Genomic DNA, 22,511 nt, shown 5'->3' on the forward strand with positions numbered 1-22,511 from the left:
CGGGGCCCCACCCCCCGCCGGGCGGCGTACGACAGGCGTAGGAGGCGGCGCGAGCCGATTCCAACAGGTGCCCGATGACCGGGCGGCGCGCCGGCCATAGGTTCGGCGACGTGCGGTTGTCGGGTCGCGCCACGATCCCGCGGATCATCGGGCGTTTCGTGGTACCGGCCCTGTTCGCGGCGGTGTTCGCCGCCCCGCTGTGGTTCATGGTGGTCGGCTCGCTGCGGCCCGCCGGCCTGCCCCCGCCGCGTACGCTCGAACTGCTCCCGCCGGAGCCGACGCTGGCCGCCTATGCCCGGCTGCCCGAGCTGATCCCGCTGTTCCGCTACCTGGCGAACTCGGCGCTGGTCGTCGCGCTCGCCGTGCCGCTGACCGTCGCCGTCGCCTCCCTGACCGGCTTCGGGCTGCGGCTGCTCGCGCCGACGGCCCGCCGGCGGGTCGTCCTCGGCCTGCTGGCGGTGCTGCTCGTCCCGGCCACCGCCGTGTGGGCGACCCGCTTCGAGCTGTTCCGCCTGGCCGGCGTGGTCGACACGTACGTCCCGCTGCTGGCCCCGGCGGTGCTCGCCGGCAGCCCGTTCCTGGTGCTGCTCTACGCCTGGAGCTTCGGCGGGGTGCCGGAGAGCCAACTCCAGGCGGCCCGCCTGGAGGGCGCCGGCTGGCTGACGGTCTGGCGCCGCGTCGCGCTGCCCCAGGTGCGCCCGGCGACCCTCGCCGTGGCCGTGCTGGCCTTCACGTTCCACTGGGCCAACTTCATCGACCCGCTGTTGTACCTGCACAGCGGCGACCGGTACACCTACCCGCTCGGCCTGCAGTTCCTGCGGCTGCTGAACCCCACGGACTGGCCGCTGCTGATGGCCGGATGCGTGGTCGCGACCGTGCCGTGCGTGCTGGTGTTCCTGCTGGCCCAGCGGATCCTGCTGCACGACGACCCGCTGGCCGCACTGAGATCTGGAGGACGCAGTTGACGCACACCCGGGCACGGCGCTGGATCGGCCTGGTCATGGCCGCTCTGCTGGTCGGCTACGCCGCCGGCTGCGGCGGCGGCGACCGCCCCGGCGACACGTCGGGCATCACCGTCGTGCTGTTCGGCGACGCCGAGGAGGTCGCGGGCTACCGCACCATGGTGACCGCCTTCGAGGAGGCCAACCGCGACGTCGACGTCAACCTCTCCCCCGTCGCCAGCCAGGACGAGTTGATGGCCCGGCTGACCACCTCGTTCGCCGGCGGCAAGCCGCCGGACGTGTTCCTGCTCAACTACCGCCGCTACGGGCAGTTCGCCGCGCAGGGGGCGATCGAGCCGGCGCAGTCCTACCTGGAACGCAGCACCGTGCTCAAGGAGAGCGACTTCAGCCCGCAGGCACTGGACGCCTTCCGGTTCGACGGCAAGGCCCTGACCTGCCTGCCGCAGAACCTCTCCTCCCTGGTCGTCTACTACAACGCCGACCTGTTCGCCGCCGCCGGCGTGCCACTGCCGAAGGCCGGCTGGACCTGGGACGACTTCCTGGCGGCCGCCCGCGCGCTGACCCGCGACGGCCGCTACGGGGTGGGCGTGGAGCCGTCCGTGCCCCGGCTCGCGCCGTTCGTCTGGTCCAACCGCGGCGAACTCGTCGACGACCCGGCCCGGCCCACCACCCTGACCCTCACCCGCGACCCCGCCACCCGCAAGGCCGTCGACTGGTTCCTCGACCTGCAACTCACGCACCACGTCGTGCCGCCGGACGCCGAGGAGCAGAGCGAGTCGAGCGAGGCCCGGTTCCTGCGCGGCACCCTGGGCATGTACCTCAACAGCCGGGTGGCCGTGCCCACGCTGCGCACCATCGACCGGTTCTCCTGGGACGTGGCGCCGCTGCCGGTCGCGCCGGGCGGGGTGCCCGCCTCGATCCTGCACAGCGACGCCTACTGCATGGGCGCCGGGCTGCCCGACCACGACGACGCCTGGCGGTTCATCGAGTTCGCGATGGGCCAGGCCGGACAGCGGATCCTCGCCGAGTCCGGCCGCACCGTCCCGTCCCGGCTCGACGTCGCCAACTCCCCGGCGTTCCTCGACCCGGCCGCGCCGCCCCGGTCGTCGCGGGTCTACCTCGACGCCGCGCCGCACCTGCGCGCCACCCCGCGCACCGCCACCTGGTCGCGAGTGGAACGCGAGGCGGGCACCCTGCTGGAAGAGGTGTTCTACGGCCGGGTCGGGCGCGAGGAGGGGCTGCGCCGGCTCGAGGAGCAGACCCGGCCGTTGTTCGCCCTGCCGGCGGGAGCGGGCGGGTGAGCGGACGCGGGGCGATCCGGCTGGAGTCGCTGACCAAGGCGTACGGGCGGACGACCGCCGTCGACGGGATCGACCTGGACGTGCGGGCCGGGGAGATGCTGACCCTGGTCGGGCCGTCGGGCTCGGGTAAGTCCACCGTCCTGCGGCTGGTCGCGGGGCTGGACCGGCCGGACCGTGGCCGGGTCGTGGTGGACGGCCGCGACGTCGCCCGGGTGCCGCCGCACCGGCGGGCCGTGGCGATGGTGTTCCAGGACTACGCGCTCTACCCGCACCTCACCGCCCTCGGCAACCTCACGTTCGGGCTGCGGGTCCGCCGGGTCCCCCGCGCCGAGGCCGACCGGCGGGCCCGCGCCGCGGCCGAGCGCCTGGGGATCGCCGACCTGCTCGACCGGCACCCCGACGAGATGTCCGGCGGGCAGCGCCAGCGGGTCGCCCTGGCCCGCGCCCTGCTGCGCGAGCCCAGCGTCTACCTGCTCGACGAGCCGCTGGCCAGTCTGGACGCGCCGCTGCGCTTCGCCACCCGCGCCGACCTGCTGGGCCTGCACCGTGAGCTCGGCACCACCACCATCCACGTCACGCACGACCAGGCCGAGGCGATGACCCTCGGCGACCGGGTCGTCGTCCTGGACGGCGGCCGGATCCGGCAGGTCGGGCCGCCGCAGCAGGTCTACGACGAGCCCGCCGACACCTTCGTCGCCGGCTTCCTGGGCAGCCCGCCGATGAACCTGGTGACCGGGGGCGGCGCGCTGGGCGGGCAGCCGGGTGTGACCCTCGGCGTGCGGCCCGAGGACCTGGCGCTCGACGCCGAGGGGCCGGTCGAGGCGACCGTCGAGGCGGTGGAGGCGCTCGGCAGCGAGGCCGTCCTGCTGACCCGGTGTCCCGACGGCGCCCGCCTCGTCGTGCGCACCGGCCCGCGGCCGGGCGTGCGAGCGGGCGACCGGGTGCGGCTGCGCCCCGACCCGGAGCGGATCCACCGCTTCGACACCGCCACGGGGCGGCGCCGGTGAAGGCGGGCAGGGCGGGCCGGCAGCTCACCGCCTGGGCGTTCCTCACCCCGTACGCCGTGGCGGTCGCGCTGCTGGTCGCCCTGCCGGCGCTGCTCAACGTCGGCTACGCGTTCACCGACCACACCGGGCTGACCCGCGACCCGAGGTTCGTGGGCCTGGCCAACGTGCGCCGGATGCTGGCCGACGGTTTCCTGCTCGACAGCGTGCAGGCGTCCCTGACGCACGTGGCGCTGGCCGTGCCGGTCCGGTTGCTCGCCGCGGTGGGGCTCGGGCTGCTGCTCGCCGCGCCCCGGCCGGGCGGCCGGTGGTTCCGGGTCGCGGTCTACCTGCCGACGGTCGTCCCCGACGTCGCCCTGGCCGTGCTGTTCCTGTGGGTGCTCAACCCGCTCTACGGCCCGCTCAACCAGGTGCTCGGGCTCTTCGGTCATCCGGGCTTCACCTGGCTGGCGGACCCGACGACCGCCCGGGTGGCGGTGGTGCTGATGCTGGCGTTCCCGATCGGCGAGGGCTTCGTGGTCGTCCTCGCCGCCCGCCGGATGCTCGACGGCCGGCTGTACGAGGCGGCGGCGCTGGAGGGCTGCGGCCCGTTCGGCCAGTTGCGCCGGCTCACGCTGCCGCTGCTGGCTCCCGTGCTGGTGCTGCTGGCGGTGCGGGACACGATCCTCACCCTCCAGGTGAACTTCGTGCCCGCGTACGTGCTCACCGACGGCCGGCCGGCCAACGCCACGCTCTACCTGCCCGTCTACATCTTCGACCAGGCCTTCGAGTTCTCCGGCTTCGCGTACGGCGCGCTCATCTCGACGGCCCTGATGGCGCTCACGGCGGTCGTCATCACCGCCCTGCTGCTGATGGTGCGCCGCTGGCGGGTGCTGCGGTGAGGTGGCATCCTGCGGCGGTGAGACTCCGGGTGTTCGCGGTCGCCGCCACGATCCCGCTGCTCGTCGCCTGCGGCGGGACGGACGCGGCGCAGCCGTCGGGGCGCGGCCCGGGGATGCTGGCGAACCTGCCCAGTTGCGACCGGGTACCGCTGGACGCCGAGCCGCGGGTCGACGCCGAGGTCGTTGGCCTGGTGCTGCCCGATGGCGCGCGGGTCACCTCGGTGGTGGAGCAGGGTGCCCTGACGACGGTCGAGGCCACCGTCCGGATGACCCCGCTGGACGTGCGCGCCCACTACGAGGGCCGCGCCGACATCGAGCTGCTGCGCGTCGAGGACGAGGTCTTCGAGGCCGAGGTGCTGACCCGGACGCAGCAGCGGCGGATGTACCTGCGGGCGGGCGCGCTCTGCGCCGACGGCACCACGCTGACCGCGGTGGTGGGGCCGGACTCGGAGGACGCGGGGCTGCCGGAGTTCCAGAGCGGATAGCCACCGGGCTCGACAGGTGTCCTAACCCGACGACCGGAATCCCAACAGTTGCCGGGTGACGCCGGTCACCCGCCTGTCTAGCGTGCGACAGACGACTGGTTCCCGGTCGCACCCGCACGTGGACGGGAGATACCGCATGAGTCCCACCCTCGTCCGAGGTAGACGCGCCCTGCCGGTGGCAGCCGCCCTGGCGCTGCTGACCGCGGCCGCGTTGACGACCTCGACACCGTCGGCCCGCGGCGAGGAGTCGCTGGCCACCAGCAGCCCCACCGGGCCGATGGAGCTGCCGGCCGAGTGGATGACCGCCCAGCGGCTCAGCGACGGCAGCACGAACCTGTCGGCCGCCAGGTACGCGAAGGCCCGCGGCGAGGCGAACCAGCTCGCCGCCCGCACCCGCAGCGTCTACCGCCACCTCGCCGACCGGGACTGGCGCTTCTTCGGCCCGAGCAACATCGGCGGCCGGGTGGTGGACATCGCCGTCGACCCGCAGGTCGCCAACCAGGTCTTCGTCGCCGCCGCCTCCGGCGGCATCTGGCGCTCGGCCGACGCGGGCGCCACCTTCGAGGCCGCGTGGCCGGACGGCGGGACGCAGAGCATGGGCGCGGTCGCGATGACCAGCGACGGCGTGCTCTTCGCCGGCACCGGCGAGGCGCAGCCGGGCGGCGGCTCGATCACCTTCGGCGGCGACGGGGTCTACCGTTCCCGGGACCGGGGTCGCACGTGGCAGCGCGTCGGCCTGGAGAACAGCCACGCGATCGCCCGGTTCGCCATCGACCCGGACAACCAGGACCGCATCTTCGCCGCGGCCGCCGGCAACCTGTTCGTACCCGGCGGCGAGCGGGGCGTCTACCTCTCCGAGGACGGCGGGGACACCTGGCGACAGGCCCTCGCCCCGCCGAACGCCACCACCGGCGCCACCGAGGTCGTCATCGACCCGCAGAACCCGAACCGGGTCTACGCGGCGCTGTGGGACCACCTGCGCGAGCCGCACCAGCGCACCTACGGCGGGCCCGGCTCCAGCCTGTGGCGCTCCGACGACGGCGGTCGGAACTGGCGGCGGATGACCAACGGGCTGCCCACCGACGCCGACCAGGGCCGCTGGGGCCTCGCCCTCGCCCCGAGCAACCCCGAGCGGCTGTACGCGTACGTCGGCACCGCCCTCGGCCCGTTCCGCGCCTTCTACCGCTCGGACGACGGCGGCGACACCTGGACGCAGACCCCGGTCAACGCCAACCAGGCGTCCCAGTCCACCTTCAGCTGGTGGTTCGGCAAGCTCTTCGTCGATCCGGCCGACGCCGACCACGTGTTCCTCACCGGGGTAAACCTGCGCCGCTCGACCGACGGCGCGCAGAGCTTCGGCAACGTCGGCGGCGTCCACGCCGACCAGCACGTCGTGCGCTGGGATCCCAAGGTGCCGGGCCGGGCCTACCTCGGCAACGACGGCGGCTTCTACCGCTCCGAGAGCAACGGGGTGAGCGGCTGGGTCAAGTCCACGTACGAGCCGTACACGCAGTTCTACACGGTGGACGTCGCGGAGACCGACCCGGCGCTGAAGGTCGGCGGCGCCCAGGACAACGGCTGCAACCGGGGCTACACGGGCGTGGGCGGCCCGTGGACCGCCATCGGCTGCGGCGACGGTCTCCAGGTGATCATCCATCCGGAGAACCCGAACATCGTCTTCGGCTGCAGCCAGTACGGCTCCTGCTACCGCTCGGAGAACGCCGGCGCCGCCCCGCGCCAGTCCATCGGCCCCGGCCAGACGACCTCCGAGCGGCGCAACTGGCTGACGCCGCTGCAGTTCGACCCGAGCGACCCGAACGTCATGTACTACGCCGGCAACGTCGTCAACCGGTCGACGGACAACGGCCGCACCTGGACGGCCATCAGCCCGGACCTCACCGGCGGCGGGCCGAACGATCCGTCCGGCTACCCGTGGGGCACGATCACCACGATCGCGGCGGCCCCGACCGACGGCGACAAGCTCTACGTCGGCACGGACGACGGCAGGCTGTGGTGGACCGACGACCTCGGGGCCACCTGGAGCCGGGTCGACCCCGCGCAACTGCCGGGCACCTGGGTGACCCGGGTGGCGGTGCACCCGACGGACGCGAACATCGCGTACGCCACGTTCTCCGCCTTCCGGTCGGGCAGCGACCGCGCGCACGTCATGATGACCCGCGACGGCGGTCGCACCTGGACGGACATCGGCCGGGGCCTGCCCGACGCGCCGGTGAACTCGGTGGTGCCGACCTCCGACGGCCTGCTGCTGGTCGGCACGGACGTCGGGGTGTTCGTCTCGGCGTGGAACGGCGGCGAGTGGGCCGCGCTCGGCGCGGAACTGCCGGCGGCGGCCGTGATGTACCTGCGCTACCACGAGCCGAGCCGGCAGCTCACCGCGGCGACGTTCGGCCGGGGCGTCTACGACCTCACCGTGCCCCGGTGTCCGGCGGCGTCGACCGGGCTGCCGCTGCGCGAGCCCGGTGCCGGCGTGGTCGGCGTGTTGGCCTCGTGCCGCGCGGCGTGACCCGGTGAGCCCCGGGGCGGGGGGTGCGTGGCGCCCCCCGCCCCGCACGCCGAGGGGCCTCCGCCGAGGTGGCGGAGGCCCCGTGTGCCGCGGTCAGGCCGGGCCGGTCAGCACCAGCCGTTGATCGGACCGTTCACGCCCGTCCACAGGTAGGCGTCGGAGACCCAACTGCCGTCGCTGAGCCGGTTCCACAGCGAGGTGGTGCCGTACCGCCCGGTGTGGCTGGAGCCGTTGGCGGAACAGGAGACGGTGACCGTGGCGCCGTCGGCCACCGAGCCGAGCGCGGCGTAGCCGGCGCCGGGGCCGGACCGCCGGGTCAGCGTGCCCCCGCCGTTGGCGTCGACGACCGCCTGGTTGAAGCCCAGCGCGCCGTAGTTGTAGATCGCGCCACCGGCGCCCCGCCAGGTCGAGCCGTGCCGCGCGCCGCCCTGGTATGCGGCGGCGCCGTTCTCGAACACCCACTTGCCGAGGCCGTGACCGGCGATGGGCACGTAGGCGCTGTTCTGCCGCAGCCCGAAGTGGACGTGCCGGCCGTACGCCGCCCCGCCGCAGGTGACGTCGGTGCCCGTGTAGCCCAGGTAAGCGCCCTGGCCGACGGCGGCGCCGTTGACCGAGATGCTGCTCCACAGGTGGTAGTAGTCGGTGGAGTAGCCCCGGTCGTGGATCACCCGGATCCATCCGGTGCACATCGTGTACGCCGTGCCGGCCCGTGCCGCGCGGACCACCTGGTCGCCGCCGGCCAGGTCGATCGAGCTGTACGGCGCCTCGTAGCCGCCCCAGCCGTGCGGGCCGCTGGTCAGCGTCCACGTCTGGCCGACCGCGAACGGCAGGGCCATCCCGGTCCGGTAGTCGCCGCCCGCGTACATCGTGCTCGGGGTGCGGGTGAGGACCTCCCGCTCCTGCTTGCCGACCAGGGGCGACTCGGCGGCCAGCGCGCTGAACTCCGCCTCGCCGTCGAAGCCGACCCGCCATCCGCCGGCCTCGGCCCGGGCGATGAAGATCGCGCCGGTCGGGTGGATGTCCTCCTCGTGGGAGGTGACGGTGACGGCGGTGCCGAAGGCCCACCGGCCGCTGTTACGGGTGACGGTGACCCGGGTGTCCGACGCGTCGGCGTGCGCCTCGCCGGCGGCCCTGGCCTGCCCGAGCAGCTTGGCGGTGACTGCCTGCTCGACGCTCGGCGGTGCCGCGTCCGGTGCCGCCGGGGCGGCGTGCGCAGCGGTGCCCGCGACCAGGAGCTCTGTCGCCAGCAGGGCCGTGGCGATGCCGGCCCATCGTCTGATGTGCACCATTGACGACCTCTTTCAAATCGAAGGACATCGCTAAGTGCTGCTGACGATAGACAGAACGAGGAAGATTGTCTACATGTTGACACTCCGGCAATGAAGGTATGTTTCGCGCGCGCCCCGCCGCCCCGCGGCGGGCGACGGGGGCGGTGGGGCGGTCAGGCGATGCGGCGGATGCGACGCACGGCCAGGAAGAGCAGCAGCGCCGCGAGCGCGACGAAGATGCCGGTCTCGATGCCCTGGAACAGCCAGAACCGGCTCTCGGGCTGGTAGAGCTGCCAGTTGTAGGCGCCCGGCCCGAGGCCCAGGTCGGCGCCGCAGGCCCGCCCGCCGGGCCCGGTCGCGCCGGACGGACAGATCACCTCGGCGTTGGGGGCGACGAGTCTGCCGGCGGCGTCGCGAACGCCGCTGGAGAGAACCCAGTCGCCGCCTCCGCCGGGAGGCTCCCCGACGGAGCCGTATACCGGGTAGGTCAGCTCGCGGGCCGGCAGGTAGCGGGGCCTGACCAGCGCGGCAAGGGCGACGCGCAGGCCGAGGAAGCCGGCGAGGGTGCCGGCCATGGCAGGCATCGTCCGGGGCCAGACCGTGCCGGCGAAGACGCCGAGCGCGACCGCGAAGAGGGTGTACCCGATCGGCGCCACGCCCTGCATGTCGAAGAAGAACGCGTCGAACCGGCTCTGCCGCCAGCCCTCGTTGAGCGGGGTCAGCCACCAGGACATGCCGAGGCCGTAGCCGACGGAGACCAGGAGCGCGCCGGCTCCGACGAACCCGAACTTCACCAGCGCCCAGTGCCGCCGGCCGACCCCCTGGGTCCAGACGAACCGGTGGGTGCCCTGCTCGACCTCGCGGGCCACCAGCGGCGCGCCCCAGAAGAGGCCGACCAGCAGCGGCAGCACGAGGAAGAGGATGCCCGCCAGGCTCAGCGTGTTGAACTGGTCGTAGAACTGGTTGAAGGCCCGGTTGCAGGTCTCGCCGAGCCCGGGGACCGGACCCTGGTCGCCCGCGGCCACGCACTCCGGCAGCCCGTAGTCGTCGAAGGCGTTGCGCATGGCCAGGCCGCTGACGACCAGGAAAGCGCCCAGGATCGCGAGCCCGACGAGAGCGAAGAGCGCGTCCCTGCGGTGTTGCCGCCAGGCGAGCCAGATCATGCCGGCACCCCCCAGTCCTCGTGGCTGGCCGGTGCGTCGTCGCCGTCGGCGAGATAGGCCAGGATGACGTCCTCCAACGCCACGTCGTGCACGCTCCAGCGCGGGTCGGCGACGGGCCCGTCGGTGCGGACCAGCAGGGTCGACTGCCGGTCGGTGTGGCTGGCGCGGACGACGTCCGCGACGCCGGGGATCGACCCGCCGTCGTGCCGGGGACCGATCAGACGCCGGTGCCCGGCGACCAGGTCCTCGACGGGACCGGAGAGCCGGACCTCGGCGGAGTGCAGCACGACGAGGTAGTCGCAGACCCGTTCCACGTCGGCCAGCAGGTGCGAGGAGAGCAGCACCGTCGTGCCGGCGTCGGCGACGCTGCCCATCAGCGTCTGCAGGAACTCCCGACGGGCGAGCGGGTCGAGGCTGGCCACGGGCTCGTCGAGCAGCAGCAGCCGGGGACGCTTCGCCATGGCGAGGGCGAGGGCCACCTGGGCCCGCTGCCCGCCGGAGAGCTTGCCGACCGGCTTGTTCGGCGGGATGCCGAGGTCCGCCAGGCGGGTCCGGGCCAGGGTCGCGTCCCAGCGGCGGTTGAGCCGGCCTCCCGTGGTGATGAGCTCGGCGGCGGTGAAGTCCCGGTACAGCGGCGTGTCCTGGGCGACGAAGCCGATGTCGGCCAGGGCCGACGGGTTGTCGTAGGGCGACTGCCCGAACAGCCGCACCGCGCCGGCGTCGGGCCGCAGCAGGCCCACCGCCAGGTGCAGCAGGGTGCTCTTGCCCGCCCCGTTGGGCCCGACCAGGGCGCCGATGCGCCCGCCCGGCAGGCGCAGCGAGCAGTGCCGCAACGCCCACTGTCTTCCGTATCGTTTGCCCAACTGGTCGGTCTCCAGCACGGCCTCCATGGCGTGTCCTCTCATCCTGGCGACGTGGTTTTCTGCTGCGGCGCTTCGACCGGGAGCGCGGCCCGCATGGTCGTCTCCACCAGCGCGGTGATGTCCTCCGGCGTCAGCCCGGCCTGCTGCGCGCGGTGCAGCCAGGCCACCAGGTCCGCCCGCAGCTCGGCCTGGTTGGGCAGCGACGCCCCGGCGAGGGTGCGTCTGACGAAGGTGCCGACGCCCGGGCGGCCCTCCGCCAGGCCCTCGATCTCCAGTTCGCGGTACGCCTTCAGCACCGTGTTCGGATTGATGGCCAGCGACTGCGCGACGTCGCGGACCTTGGGCAGTTGGTCCCCGGGAACCAGCAGTCCCACCCGCAGGGCCTGCTTCACCTGCTGCACCAGCTGCATGTAGGTGTTCACCTTCGAGCGCCCGTCCAGCACGAACTCGATCACTCGCCGCTGCCTCCCCTATTGTCTTACGACAGTAAGACTATAGGACAGGTCGCCTCCATCGCGGGACCCCCCGAGCTGGAACCGCGCCGCGCCCCGCCGTGGCGGAGGTCGGCGCACTCCGACGGGAGGCCGTCAGCGGGCGAGGGCGGCGAGGAAGCCGTCGACCAGCTCGGTCTGCGACGCGGCGGGGAACCCTTCGGGGTCGAACAGCGCCTGCACCACCAGGCCGTGCGTGAAGGACAGCACGGTCGCCGCGAGCCGGTCCGCGTCGCCGTCGGGCAGCTCGCCCCGACGCTGGGCCTCCTGGATGGACTCGCGCAGGTCGGCGCGGATGCGCGCGTAGCGGAGCCGTTGGGCGGCGAACAGGTCCGGGTCGGAGAGGGCCACGTCCCAGGAGCCGACCCAGATCCGGTTCATGGCCGCCGCGTCCGGCGTCAGCGGGAGGATGTTGAGCAGGTGGGTGCGGAGCGCCGCCAGCCCGGGCGCGGGGGCGGCATGGCGGGGGCGGTGCGCGGTGCGCGCTTCGAGGATGTCCAGGGCATGGGCGATCAGCTCGCGCTTGCCCGCGAAGTAGTGCGTGACGAGCCCGGTCGACGCCCCGAGGGCCGCCGCCACGGCGCGCAGGGTGAGGCCCTGGAAGCCGTGCTCGGCGAGGACCCGCCAGACCGCCTCCGAGACCTCCCGGCGGCGGGAGTCGTGGTCGGTGCGCGGCGGGCTCATGGCCTGTTAGCGTACATACCAAACGTTCGTTATGTATGGAGGCCGTCGATGTTCGCACTGCCCCTCACCGGCTCGGCCGAGATGCGCCCGCTCGAGGTGTGGCAGGCCGAGGAGTTCCTCGCCCACCTGGACCGGGCACGCGAGCACATCGCGCCGTGGGTGTCGCCCTCGTTCGTCGCCCAGGACCTCGCCCAGGCGCGCACGGTCCTGCGGCGCTACGCGGAGAGGCGGGCCCAGGACGCCGGCGGGATCTGGGGAATCTGGCTGGACGGCTCGCTGGTCGGCGGCGTCATGTTCGTCTCCTTCGACACCACTCTTGGGGTGTCCGAGGCGGGTTGCTGGCTGGAACCCGGCGCGCAGGGCCACGGGCTGATCACCTGCGCCGCGGAACGGATCATCGACTGGGCCGTCGAGGAGCGCGGCATCCACCGTGTCGAGTGGCGCACCAACGCCGAGAACGTCCGCAGCATCGCCGTCGCGCGGCGGTTGGGGATGAGCCGCGACGGCACACTGCGGCAGGTCTACCCGGACCGGGCGGGCGGACGGATCGACCTCGAGATCTGGTCGGTGCTGGCCGACGAGTGGCGAGCCCGCCAGGCTGCCCGACGCGACGAGGACCGGCACGCCGCCGCCCTCCGCGCGGGAGCAGGCTGATCGTCGGCCGGGAACTCCCCGGCCCGCCAGGCGCCGCTCACCCGTGCAGATAGGCGAGGACCGCGAGCACCCGACGGTTGTCGTCGTCGGACGGGGGCATGCCCAGCTTGCTGAAGATGTTGTTGATGTGCTTGCTGACCGCCTTCTCGGTGACGAACAGCCGTCCGGCGATCGCCGCGTTCGACCGGCCCTCGGCCATCAGGCCCAACACCTCGCGCTCCCGCCCGGTGAGCTCCCGCAACGGCTGCGCCGCCGCGTTGCGGGCGAGGAGCTGGGAGACGACCTCGGGGTCCATCACCATGCCCCCGGCGGCCACCCGGCGCACCGCGTCGACGAACTGGTCGACGTTGGACACCCTGTCCTTGAGCAGGTAGCCCACTCCCCCGCCGCGATCGGAGAGCAGCTCACGGGCGTACAACTGCTCGACGTGCTGGGACAGCACGAGGATCGGCAGGCCCGGCAGCCGGGTCCGGGCCTGCAGCGCCGCCTGGAGCCCCTCGTCGGTGAAGGTCGGCGGCAGGCGTACGTCGACGACCGCGACATCCGGGCGGTGCCGGACCAGCGCCGGCAGCACCGACGGCCCGTCGGCGACGGCCTCCACCACCTGGCAGCCGAACGCGTCGAGGATGCGCGTCAGCCCGTCCCGGAGGAGGGCGAGATCCTCCGCGATGACAACTCGCACGGCAGCTCCATGGTCACGACAGTCGGTCCGCCGGGCGGACTCGTCACGGTCATCGTGCCATCGAAGGCTGCCAGACGGCGGTGCACGCCCGACAGGCCGGTCCCCGACTCCGGCCTCGCGCCGCCCCGGCCGTCGTCGCCGACCACCATGGTCAACGTGCCGTCCCCGTACGCCAGGCGGATCCAGACCCGCGCCGCGCCGCTGTGCTTGGTGGCGTTCGTCAGCGCCTCGGCCACCGCGAAGTAGGCCGCGGACTCTACCGCCGCCGGCGGGCTGCCGGGCAGCTCGACGTCGAGGTCCACGGGCAGCGGCACGGCCAGGGCGAGCGCCCGCACGGCGCCGGCCAGGCCGCGCTCGGCGAGCACCGGCGGGTAGATGCCGCGGACCAGGTCGCGCAGCTCGACCAGGGCCCGGCCGCTGGCCTCCTGCGCCTCGGTGAGCAGTCGCTGCGCCGCGGCCGGGTCGTCGGCCATGAGCTTCTCGGCCAGGCCGATGCTCATCCGCAGCGCGACCAGCCGGGCCTGCGCCCCGTCGTGCAGGTCGCGTTCGATGCGGCGCAGCTCCGCGGCCTGGGTGTCGACGGTGTCGGCCCGGGTGGCGGTGAGGTGGCGGACCCGCAGCGCCAACTCCTGCGCCCGGGTCGGGGCCAGGAAGAAACCGGCGAAGCGGAAGTGCAGCCACAGCAGCCACGGCGCGGCCACCATGCCCGCGGACAGGAACAACCACCCCTGGGGTACGGACAGCACCGCCTGCACGAGGTTGTCCATCGGCCAGAACACGCCGTAGCCGTACCAGTCGATGGTGAGGAAAAGGACCACGGGCACCAGCAGGACGCCCTCCAGCCCGTACACCGGCAGGACGAACGCCAGCAGGCACGCCCCGCCCGTCACCGCGCCCGGCACCAGCCAGGCGAAGTCCCGCCACGTCGACGCGTCGCCGACCACCCAGCGGAACCGCCGCCACGTGCCGAGCCGGGCGTCCTCGGGCACCGGCGGGTACGGCGACGCGATCGGCGTGCCGCCCCACCCGGCCAACCGGCGTTGCAGCCCCACCGACCACCGCACCAGCACGGTCACCGCCGGGAACAACGCGAACCCGATGCCGAAGGCGGGGATGAGCGCGAGCGACACCACCGACAGCACGAACAGCGCCACGTTGGTGGTCAGGCTGAGCAGGGACACCGCCAGGCCCAGCGCGGCGGCGAGCGCCCCCGGCCGGATCCACTGCCGGACGAACGCGCGTACGGAGCTGTCCACGGCGCCCATTCTGCGCCACCGGTCCCGCCGGAATCGGTGGTGTTACCACCACCTCCGTTCGGGACCTGACACCCCTGACCCCGGCCCGCGCCGGCCGAAGGATTCAAGGCGTGACCACAACCAGGCAGGAGAGACCCGACATGTCCCGGCGGCAACGACTGGCCGGCCTACCGTCCGGCCGACGCACCAAGTACGCGATGCTCGTCTTCTGGCTCGTCCTCGTCGCCGTCGCCGGGCCACTGGCGCTCAAGCTGACCGAGGTGCAGAACAACGACACCCTCGGAGCGCTGCCCGCCGGCGTGGAACACAGCCGCGCCGTGCAGCGGGCGGAGGCCGCGTTCCCCGACTCGCAGGCGCCCCTCGCGGTCGCCGTCTACGTGCGCGACAGCGGGCTCACCGACGCCGACCGCGCGAAGGTCGACGGCGACCGCGCCGCGTTCGCCCGGTACGCCGACGGCGGCCAGGTGCCGCCCCTGGTGCCGAGCGAGGACGGCAAGGCGGTGCTGGTGTCGTTCCCGGTCGCCGGCGACGACGAGCAACGGGCCGACGCGGTGGCCGACATCAGGGACCGGCTGGCCGCCGACACACCCGACGGGCTGCGCACCGCGCTCACCGGCGAGGCCGGCGCCACGGAGGACGTCTTCGACGCGTTCGCCGGCATGGACACCGCCCTGCTGCTCGCGACCGCGGCCACCGTCGCACTGCTGCTGCTCGTCACCTACCGCAGCCCCGTCCTGTGGCTGATCCCGCTCATCACGGTCGCGCTGGCCAACCAGCTCGCCAGCGCGGTCGTCTACCTGCTGGCCGAGCACGGCGGCCTGGCCGTCGACTTCCAGAGCCAGAGCATCCTCACGGTGCTGGTCTTCGGCGTCGGCGTGGACTACGCCCTGCTGCTCATCGCCCGGTACCGCGAGGAGCTGCGCCGCCACGCCGACCGGCACGCGGCGATGGCCGTGGCGCTGCGGCGGTCGATCGGCGCCATCTGCGCCTCGGCGGCGACCGTCGCGGTCGGCCTGCTGTGCCTGCTCGCCGCGCAACTGCCGGCCACCCGAGGGCTGGGCCCGGTCGGCGCGGTCGGCATCGCGGCGGCCTTCCTCGCCATGACCACGCTGCTGCCCGCCGTGCTGGTCGTCTTCGGCCGGTGGCTGTTCTGGCCGTTCGTGCCCCGCCACGACCCCGACGCGGCCGAGCACGACGCGGCGGCCGGGCACGGGCTGTGGCGCCGGATCGCGGGCGTCGTCGGCCGCCGTCCGCGCGCGGTGTGGATGGGCACGGCGGTGGCCCTGGTCGCCCTCACCTTCGGCATCGGCAACCTGAGCATCGGCATGCCCGGTGACCAGTCGTTCACCACCGAGGTCGGCTCGGTCACCGGGCAGCGGATGATCGCGGCGCACTACCCGAGCGGAACCGTGGCGCCCGCCGAGATCCTCGCCACCGCCGGCACGGCCGACCAGGTGGCCACCGCCGCCCGCGCGGTCCCGGGAGTCGCCAAGGTCGGTGAGCCGCAGCGCTCCCCCGACGGCCGCTGGGTACGCGTCGCGGCCGTCCTCGCCGACACGCCGGACAGCGACGCCGCGCTGCGGACCGTCGAGCGGCTCCGCACCGCCGTGCACGCCGTGCCCGGCGCGCAGGCGCTCGTCGGCGGCGACAGCGCGTACCTGCTCGACGAGGAACGCACGGTCGGCCGGGACAACCGGATCGTCGTCCCGCTGATCCTGGCCGTGGTGTTCGCCGTGCTGGTGCTGCTGTTGCGGGCCCTGGTCGCGCCGCTGCTGCTGCTGGCCAGCGTCGTGCTGTCCTACGTCGCCGCGATGGGCGCGGCCGGGCTGATCCTCGACGCGATGGGCTACACCAAGCTGTTCGTCGGCATTCCGCTGCAGACGTTCCTGTTCCTGGTCGCCCTCGGGGTGGACTACACCATCTTCCTGGCCACCCGGGCCAGGGAGGAGACGGCGCGGCTCGGGCACCGGCGCGGCGTGCTGCACGCGCTGACCGTCACCGGCGGCGTCATCACCAGCGCGGGCGTGGTGCTGGCGGCCACCTTCGGCGCGCTCATCGTGCTGCCGCTCGTGCCCTCGGTGCAGTCGGCCGTCATCGTCGGGGTCGGCGTGCTGCTGGACACGTTCCTGGTGCGCAGCCTGCTCGTCCCGGCCCTGGCGCTGGAGATCGGTCGCCGCACCTGGTGGCCGAGCGCCCTGTCGCGGCCGGCGTCGCCGCCGGTGCGGACGCGGCCGACGGAGCCGGTCGCGGCGGCGTCGTAACGCCCCGGACGAGCCGGCCGGCGCGCGGGCCGGGCCGACCCGACGAGCGCCGGCCGCACCGGGAGGGGGGTGCGGCCGGCGCTCGGTCCGGTCCGGGTGCCGGCGAGGGGGTGGTGGCCGGGCCTCGCCGGCACGGGCGGGTCACGCGCGCCGCGCGACGGCTGCGGTCAGCTGCCGCGCTGGTCGTGCGGCACGGTGACGGTCACGGTGCAGCCGACCGGCCGACCGATCTCGTCGTGGCCCGCGTACGTCAGGGTGTAGATCCGGTCCCCGCCGTCGCCGGCCCGTTCCGCCCACAGCTGCCCGCTGGTGTCCGGCGTGCCGCTGGTGAAGCCGCTGACGTCCGCGGTGTCGCCGCCGGTCACGTTCGTCAGGCGGAACGCGTTCGGGCCGAGCACGCCGTCGCGCAGGTTCGCCGTCACGGTGACGTCGACCAGCTCGTGGTTCGGCGGCCACAGGACCGGTCGGTCCACCACGCAGTCCAGCTCGCGGGCCGGCACCGGCTGGTCCAGGGTGGCGACGGCGTGGCCGATCGTCGCGGTGAGCCGGCCGCCGGCCTCGTAGTACATGTGCGCCCGGCGGCCGTCGAAGTAGAACGTCGGCGCGGCCGACCGGCCCAGGTCCGGCGCGACGGCCATCGAGTCGTGCACGACACCGAGGTGGACCTCCCGGTCGAAGTCGTCGCCGACGTCCACGGCGTGCATGTTGCCGTCGGCGGCGTGGAAGACCACCAGGTTGCGGCCGTTCCACCGGAGGAAGAACGGTCCCGAGGCGTTCGGACCCTCGACACCCTGCGGGGTCACGATCGGGTCGGGCTGGATCGTCCAGGTCCGCGCGTCCGGGGAGACCGCCCAGCGGATCCGGCGGGACACCGGCCCGGTCGGACCGGGCGGCGCGGCGGTGGGGTTGTCCATGAAGAGCATCAGGTATCGGGTGCCCAGCCGCGGCACCGACTGTTCGAAGACCCGGGCGTAGGAGGTCTCCCCGCCGGTGGTGGCGTCCTGCCTGATCGCCGTCCCGCCGTAGCTGAAGTGGATGCCGTCCTCGGAGGTGGCGTACCGGGTGATCGAGTTCTCGCCGTGGAAGTAGAGGAACAGCTTGCGCTCACCCTCGACCCAGATCGCGTGCGGCGAGGAGATGTGGCTGACCGTCGGGTAGTGGGGCAGCCAGGTGTTGCTGATCAACGGGTTGGCCCGGTATTCGGTCCACGGGCCGTCGATCGAGTCGGCGTACGCCAGGGCGATCCCGCCGGGACGCTCGTGGGGCGCGTAGTACAGGTAGTACGTGCCGAGCGGGTTGGGGAAGTAGTCGGCGGCCCGGATGACGCTCGGGAAGATGAACTCGTTGGTCGGGTTGTAGGTCAGGGCGCTCTTGTCGAACGCGGTGCCCGCGTAGGTGAAGTGCGGAAAGTCCACCGCAGGTGCGGCGGCGGCCGGAGCGGCGCCGGTCAGGGCGGCGACCAGCATGCCCGCGCTGGCCGCCGCGACGGCGGCCCGGCGCGGCAGTGGGACAGGTGCTTTCGTCATCGGTCTTCCTGCTCTGTTGGTGGGTGGCGGACTTTCCCGGCCGTCCCCGGGACCGGTTGCTCGTGCGCGGGGCGTCGGCGCGGAGAGAGCACGGGGGTGTGGACGGTCGCGCCCCTGCCGACTGTGGACGTCGCGTGTCGCGCTGCGGCGGCCGATGCAGCGCTACGTCACGCTGGGTGAGGCACCCAGATGACCACCGCCGGTGGGCGGAGCGCCTCGCCGGCTACTAATACGTATTAGCATCTATGTTTCTCGAATGTTGCTGGACCGGGGCGCGCCCTGTCAAGAGGGCCGACACAGCGACCGCCGCTCGCGTCGGCCACTCGCCGGTGGCGGCGCGACGGGCGCCCGCCCGGTCGGCGACCCGGCCGCTAATGCGCATTACTCCTGCGAGTTCATCCCGCCGAAATCTTCCGGCGACCTCTTGACACAAACCCGGTCGGGCCGCGAGGCTCCTCCCCAACGCCGAGCGCTAATACGCATTAGCCGCACCGGAAGGATCCCGCCGTGCCCTCTACGCCCAGACGCGTCACGCAGCGTGACATCGCGCGGCTGGCTGGCGTCAGTCAGGCGACCGTGTCGCTGGTGCTCAACAACCGGGCCGACGCCGACGTCCGGATCGCGCCCGAGACCCGCGACCGCGTGCTGCGGGCCATCGCCGAGACCGGGTACGCCGCCGATCCCGTGGCCCGCCGGCTCGCCTCACGGTTCAACCGGATCATCGGCGTGTTCACCTACGAGCCCGCGTTCCCCAGCGGCAGCCGGGACTTCTTCCACCCCTTCCTGCTCGGGATCGAGGAGTACGCGGAACGGGCCGGCTGCGACCTGCTGCTGTTCACCAGCGCCCCGGTGATCGACGGCCGGCGACGCATCTTCCACCAGGACAACCGGCTACGGCTGGCCGACGGGTGCATCCTGCTCGGGCGGGAGATCGACGCCGCGGAACTGCACCGGCTCAACCGCGACGGCTTTCCCTACGTCGCCGTGGGCCGCCGCGACGACGCCGGCGGTCCGGTGCCGTACGTCGGCGCCGACTACGCCACGGCGGTGGGCGAACTGGTCGGCCTGGCCCTCGCCCGCGGACACCGGCGCCTGGCCTACCTGAACATGGGCACCACCGCGGAGTCCTCGGAGGACCGGCGGCGCGGGTTCGTCGCCGCCGCCACGGCCGCGGAGAGCGCCCGCCACCTGACGACCGTCGCCCGGGACGCCGAGGCGATCCTGGACGACCTGCTGGCCGAGGCGACCACCGTCGCCTTCGTGGAGGACTTCGCCACCGCCGTGGCGCTGGAGCTGGCCACCCGGCGGCGCGGCCTGCGCGTGCCCGGCGACCTGTCGATCCTGACCCTCGGCGACCCGACCGTCCCGGTTCCCACCGATCTCGCGTTCACCGGGTTCCGCATTCCGCGCGAGGAGATGGGCCGGCAGTCGGTCGAGGTGCTGGCCGCTGTCATCGACGGCAGCGCCGACGGTGTGCAGCAGCGACTGCTCCCCTGCGAACTCGTCGAGGGTGACACCCTCGGCGCCCCTGATCGGCGGTCGGCCGCGCCTGAGCGGTGACCGTGCAACCGGAAGGAAGCAAGTGGTACAGATGCGTGCGGACGTCCTCGTCGTCGGGGGCGGGCTGGGCGGGGTGGCGGCGGCGCTCGCCGCGGCCCGGTCCGGCCGGTCGGTCATCCTGACCGAGGAGTTCGACTGGCTCGGCGGGCAGCTCACCAGCCAGGCGGTCCCGCCGGACGAGCACTCCTGGATCGAACAGTTCGGTGCCACGGCGAGCTACCGGGCCCTGCGCAGCGGGATCCGCGACTACTACCGGCGGCACTACCCGCTCACCGAGCGGTCCCGGGCCTGGACGGACCTGAACCCCGGCGCCGGCTGGGTCAGCCGGATCTGCCACGAGCCCCGGGTGGCCGTCGCCGTCATCGAGCAGATGCTGGCGCCGTACCGCGGCTCCGGCCGGCTGACCGTGCTCCAGCCGTACCGGCCCGTCGCCGCGGAGACCGACGGGGACCGCGTGGTCGCGGTGACCGTCGCGCACCGCGACCGCGACGACCGGATCGACATCACCGCCCCGTACATCCTCGACGCCACCGAGACCGGCGAGCTGCTGCCGCTGACCGACACCGAGTACGTCACCGGCTTCGAGTCGCGGGCGGACACCGGCGAGCCCAGCGCGCCGGCCGAGGCACAGCCGATGAACATGCAGGCCGTCTCCGTCTGCTTCGCCCTCGACCACGTCGACGGCGACCACACCATCGACCGCCCGGCCGGGTACGACTTCTGGCGCGACTACAAGCCCGACTTCTGGGGCGACCGGCTGCTGTCCTGGCGGTCGCCGCATCCGCGCACCCTGGAGATCGTCGAACGCAGCTTCACCCCGAACCCGGACGACGACCCGCTGGCCGTCAACGCCGACCAGCGGGTCAACCCCGGCGACGGCAACCTCTGGACGTTCCGGCGCATCGCCGCCCGGCGCAACTTCACCGACGGCGCGTACGGCAGCGACATCACGCTGGTGAACTGGCCGATGATCGACTACTTCGAGGGCCCGGTCATCGACGTACCGAACGCGTCCTGGCACCTGAGCAAGGCCCGCGAGCTGTCGTACTCGGTCCTCTACTGGCTGCAGACCGAGGCGCCCCGGCCGGACGGCGGGACCGGCTTCCCCGGCCTGCGCCTGCGCGGTGACGTGACCGGCAGCCGCGACGGTCTGGCGCAGGCACCCTACATCCGGGAGTCCCGCCGCATCCGCGCCGAGTACACGGTGGTCGAGCAGGACCTGTCGCTGGCCGTCCGCGGCCACCACGGCGCCGTCGCCTACCCCGATTCGATCGGCGTGGGGATGTACCGCATCGACCTGCACCCGTCGACCGGCGGCGACAACTACATCGACGTGGGCTCCTGCCCCTTCGAGATCCCACTCGGCGCGCTGATCCCGCAGCGGGTCGAGAACCTGCTCCCCGCCGGCAAGAACATCGGCACCACCCACATCACCAACGGCAGCTACCGGCTGCACCCGGTCGAGTGGAACGTCGGCGAGGTCGCCGGCCTGCTCGCCGACTTCTGTCTGGCGCGGGGCGAGTCCCCGCGCGCGGTCCGCGGCACCCCCCGCCTGCTGGCCGACTTCCAGGACCGCCTCTGCGCGGCCGGCGTGGAACTGCGCTGGCCGGAGATCGCGGGCTACTGAACACCCCCGGTGAGGAGAAGATCATGAGATTGGGAAAGGGTGTGCGCGGTGTCGCCGCGGCACTGGCCGGCGTCCTCGCGCTGTCCGCCTGCGGTGGCGGCGACGAGGCCGGGGACAAGGGCCCGGCCAGCCTGCGGATGACCGTCTGGTCGGCCAACGAGGCGCACCTCAAGCTGTTCAACGAGATCGCCGACGAGTACCGCAAGACCCACCCGGACGTCGCGGCGATCACGTTCGACCCGCTGCCGTTCGAGAACTACACCACGACGCTGACCACCCAGATCGCCGGCGGCAACGCCCCCGACCTGGCCTGGGTGTTCGAGAACTCGGCCCCCGACTTCGTCGCCTCGGGCGCGCTGCTGCCGTTGGACGACACCCTGAGGAAGGCCGAGGGCTACCAGTACGACGACATCTCCCCGGCCACGCTGAAGCTCTGGCAGAACGACGGCAAGCTGTACGCGTACCCCTTCTCCACCTCGCCGTTCGGGGTCTTCGTCAACACCGACCTGCTCAAGAAGGCCGGCCAGAAGACCCCCGCCGAACTGATCGCGGCCGGGCAGTGGAACTGGGACAACGCGCTGGCCGTCGCCGGCGCCACGGCGGGCGCGACCGGCAAGGCCGGCCTGGTGATCCGCGACTTCGACTACAAGGGCTGGGACAACCTGTCGACCTTCTGGACCGGCTGGGGCGCCCAGGCGTGGAGCGAGGACGGGAAGTCCTGCGGCTTCGCCGCCCCGGAGATGGTCGCGGCGATGACCACCCTGCACAAGGCCATCTTCACCGGCAAGGCGCTGCCCGGGCCGGGCACGACCGCCGACTTCTTCGCCGGTGACGCCGCCATGACGGTCACCCAGATCTCCCGCGCCTCGCTGCTGAAGCCCGACGGTTTCGGCTGGGACCTGGTCCCGCTGCCCGCCGGACCGAAGGGGAACTACTCGGTGGTCGGCCAGGCCGGCGTCGGGGTGATGAAGAGGAGCAAGCACGCCGACGCGGCGGCGGACTTCCTCGCCTTCCTGACCAACCCCACCAACTCGGCCAGGCTCGCCCAGTTCTTCCCGCCGCCGCGTCAGTCGCAGCTGACCGCGGAGACGCTGGCCAAGACGAACCCGACGCTCAAGCCCGAGCAGTTGCAGAAGGTCGTCATCGACGGCATCACCAACGGCGTGGTCAAGCCCAGCCACGCCGGGCAGGCCGAGCTGAGCCAGCAGGTACGCGCCGGGCTCGACCCGCTCTGGAAGCCGGACGCGGACGTGCAGGCCGTTCTCGGTGGTCTCTGCGCCAAGATCCAGCCGCTGCTGGCGAAGTAGGGCAGCCGGACC

19 protein-coding genes are annotated in these 22,511 nt (G+C 73.3%); 11 read left to right on the plus strand and 8 right to left on the minus strand.

What is annotated here, in order from left to right:
* Positions 1-74 precede the first annotated feature (74 nt).
* From ACSNOB_RS11245 to ACSNOB_RS11270, 6 genes are all read left to right on the plus strand, one after another.
* Entirely contained in the window at positions 75-965 is an 891-nt protein-coding gene (locus ACSNOB_RS11245) for a carbohydrate ABC transporter permease (protein WP_436686611.1), read from the plus strand.
* A complete protein-coding gene (locus ACSNOB_RS11250) occupies positions 962-2,263 on the plus strand; it encodes an ABC transporter substrate-binding protein (protein ID WP_436686612.1) in 1,302 nt (433 codons plus the stop codon). The genes ACSNOB_RS11245 and ACSNOB_RS11250 overlap by 4 nt, the downstream gene beginning before the upstream one ends.
* Positions 2,260-3,270 carry an ABC transporter ATP-binding protein gene (locus ACSNOB_RS11255; protein ID WP_436686613.1) on the plus strand — a complete coding sequence of 337 codons (1,011 nt, stop codon included), beginning with the start codon at positions 2,260-2,262 and terminating at the stop codon, positions 3,268-3,270. The genes ACSNOB_RS11250 and ACSNOB_RS11255 overlap by 4 nt, the downstream gene beginning before the upstream one ends.
* Positions 3,267-4,148, plus strand: coding sequence for a carbohydrate ABC transporter permease (locus ACSNOB_RS11260; RefSeq protein ID WP_436686614.1), 882 nt, complete (start codon positions 3,267-3,269; stop codon positions 4,146-4,148). Before ACSNOB_RS11255 ends, ACSNOB_RS11260 begins: the two co-directional genes overlap by 4 nt.
* 17 nt (positions 4,149-4,165) lie before the next feature.
* Positions 4,166-4,633, plus strand: a complete 468-nt coding sequence (locus tag ACSNOB_RS11265) for a hypothetical protein (protein WP_436686615.1) — start codon at positions 4,166-4,168, stop codon at positions 4,631-4,633.
* 136 nt (positions 4,634-4,769) lie between these two features.
* Entirely contained in the window at positions 4,770-7,157 is a 2,388-nt protein-coding gene (locus ACSNOB_RS11270; RefSeq protein ID WP_436686616.1) for a WD40/YVTN/BNR-like repeat-containing protein, read from the plus strand.
* Positions 7,158-7,264: 107 nt separating this feature from the next.
* On the opposite strand, the gene ACSNOB_RS11275 is transcribed toward ACSNOB_RS11270, so the two are convergent.
* From ACSNOB_RS11275 to ACSNOB_RS11295, 5 genes are all read right to left on the minus strand, one after another.
* On the minus strand, positions 7,265-8,446 hold the full coding sequence (locus ACSNOB_RS11275; RefSeq protein WP_436686617.1) for a peptidoglycan DD-metalloendopeptidase family protein: 1,182 nt from the start codon (positions 8,444-8,446) through the stop codon (positions 7,265-7,267).
* A gap of 152 nt (positions 8,447-8,598) precedes the next feature.
* Positions 8,599-9,588, minus strand: a complete 990-nt coding sequence (locus ACSNOB_RS11280) for an ABC transporter permease (protein WP_436686618.1) — start codon at positions 9,586-9,588, stop codon at positions 8,599-8,601.
* Positions 9,585-10,478 carry an ABC transporter ATP-binding protein gene (locus ACSNOB_RS11285; protein WP_436686619.1) on the minus strand — a complete coding sequence of 298 codons (894 nt, stop codon included), beginning with the start codon at positions 10,476-10,478 and terminating at the stop codon, positions 9,585-9,587. The genes ACSNOB_RS11280 and ACSNOB_RS11285 overlap by 4 nt, the downstream gene beginning before the upstream one ends.
* 11 nt (positions 10,479-10,489) lie before the next feature.
* On the minus strand, positions 10,490-10,906 hold the full coding sequence (locus ACSNOB_RS11290; protein ID WP_393106994.1) for a GntR family transcriptional regulator: 417 nt from the start codon (positions 10,904-10,906) through the stop codon (positions 10,490-10,492).
* A gap of 132 nt (positions 10,907-11,038) precedes the next feature.
* The gene (locus ACSNOB_RS11295) at positions 11,039-11,626 is read right to left on the minus strand and encodes a TetR/AcrR family transcriptional regulator (RefSeq protein WP_436686620.1); all 588 of its coding nucleotides are present in this window, start codon (positions 11,624-11,626) and stop codon (positions 11,039-11,041) included.
* Between the two features lie 48 nt (positions 11,627-11,674).
* Here ACSNOB_RS11295 and ACSNOB_RS11300 point away from each other — a divergent pair, with 48 nt between their 5' ends.
* The gene (locus ACSNOB_RS11300; protein WP_436686621.1) at positions 11,675-12,280 is read left to right on the plus strand and encodes a GNAT family N-acetyltransferase; all 606 of its coding nucleotides are present in this window, start codon (positions 11,675-11,677) and stop codon (positions 12,278-12,280) included.
* 37 nt (positions 12,281-12,317) lie between these two features.
* On the opposite strand, the gene ACSNOB_RS11305 is transcribed toward ACSNOB_RS11300, so the two are convergent.
* Positions 12,318-12,962 (minus strand): LuxR C-terminal-related transcriptional regulator, encoded by a 645-nt coding sequence (locus ACSNOB_RS11305; protein ID WP_393107000.1) that lies wholly within the window; start codon positions 12,960-12,962, stop codon positions 12,318-12,320.
* Positions 12,914-14,227, minus strand: coding sequence for a histidine kinase (locus tag ACSNOB_RS11310; protein ID WP_436686622.1), 1,314 nt, complete (start codon positions 14,225-14,227; stop codon positions 12,914-12,916). The genes ACSNOB_RS11305 and ACSNOB_RS11310 overlap by 49 nt, the downstream gene beginning before the upstream one ends.
* A gap of 101 nt (positions 14,228-14,328) precedes the next feature.
* On the opposite strand from ACSNOB_RS11310, the gene ACSNOB_RS11315 reads away from it, so the two are divergent.
* Positions 14,329-16,479 (plus strand): MMPL family transporter, encoded by a 2,151-nt coding sequence (locus ACSNOB_RS11315; RefSeq protein WP_436686623.1) that lies wholly within the window; start codon positions 14,329-14,331, stop codon positions 16,477-16,479.
* 167 nt (positions 16,480-16,646) lie between these two features.
* Here ACSNOB_RS11315 and ACSNOB_RS11320 read toward each other — a convergent pair whose 3' ends face one another.
* Entirely contained in the window at positions 16,647-18,005 is a 1,359-nt protein-coding gene (locus ACSNOB_RS11320) for a hypothetical protein (protein ID WP_436686624.1), read from the minus strand.
* Between the two features lie 507 nt (positions 18,006-18,512).
* On the opposite strand from ACSNOB_RS11320, the gene ACSNOB_RS11325 reads away from it, so the two are divergent.
* From ACSNOB_RS11325 to ACSNOB_RS11335, 3 genes are read left to right on the plus strand one after another with little or no spacing between them, the layout of a single operon-like run.
* Positions 18,513-19,565 (plus strand): LacI family DNA-binding transcriptional regulator, encoded by a 1,053-nt coding sequence (locus ACSNOB_RS11325; RefSeq protein WP_436686625.1) that lies wholly within the window; start codon positions 18,513-18,515, stop codon positions 19,563-19,565.
* Positions 19,566-19,596: 31 nt separating this feature from the next.
* A complete protein-coding gene (locus tag ACSNOB_RS11330; RefSeq protein ID WP_436686646.1) occupies positions 19,597-21,192 on the plus strand; it encodes an FAD-dependent oxidoreductase in 1,596 nt (531 codons plus the stop codon).
* A 23-nt stretch (positions 21,193-21,215) separates the two neighbouring features.
* Positions 21,216-22,499: an ABC transporter substrate-binding protein gene (locus ACSNOB_RS11335; RefSeq protein WP_436686626.1), complete on the plus strand. Its 1,284-nt coding sequence runs from the start codon at positions 21,216-21,218 to the stop codon at positions 22,497-22,499.
* The last annotated feature ends 12 nt before the right edge of the window (positions 22,500-22,511 follow it).

It is taken from the genome of Micromonospora sp. URMC 106 (assembly GCF_051386395.1).
Taxonomy (GTDB): domain Bacteria; phylum Actinomycetota; class Actinomycetes; order Mycobacteriales; family Micromonosporaceae; genus Micromonospora.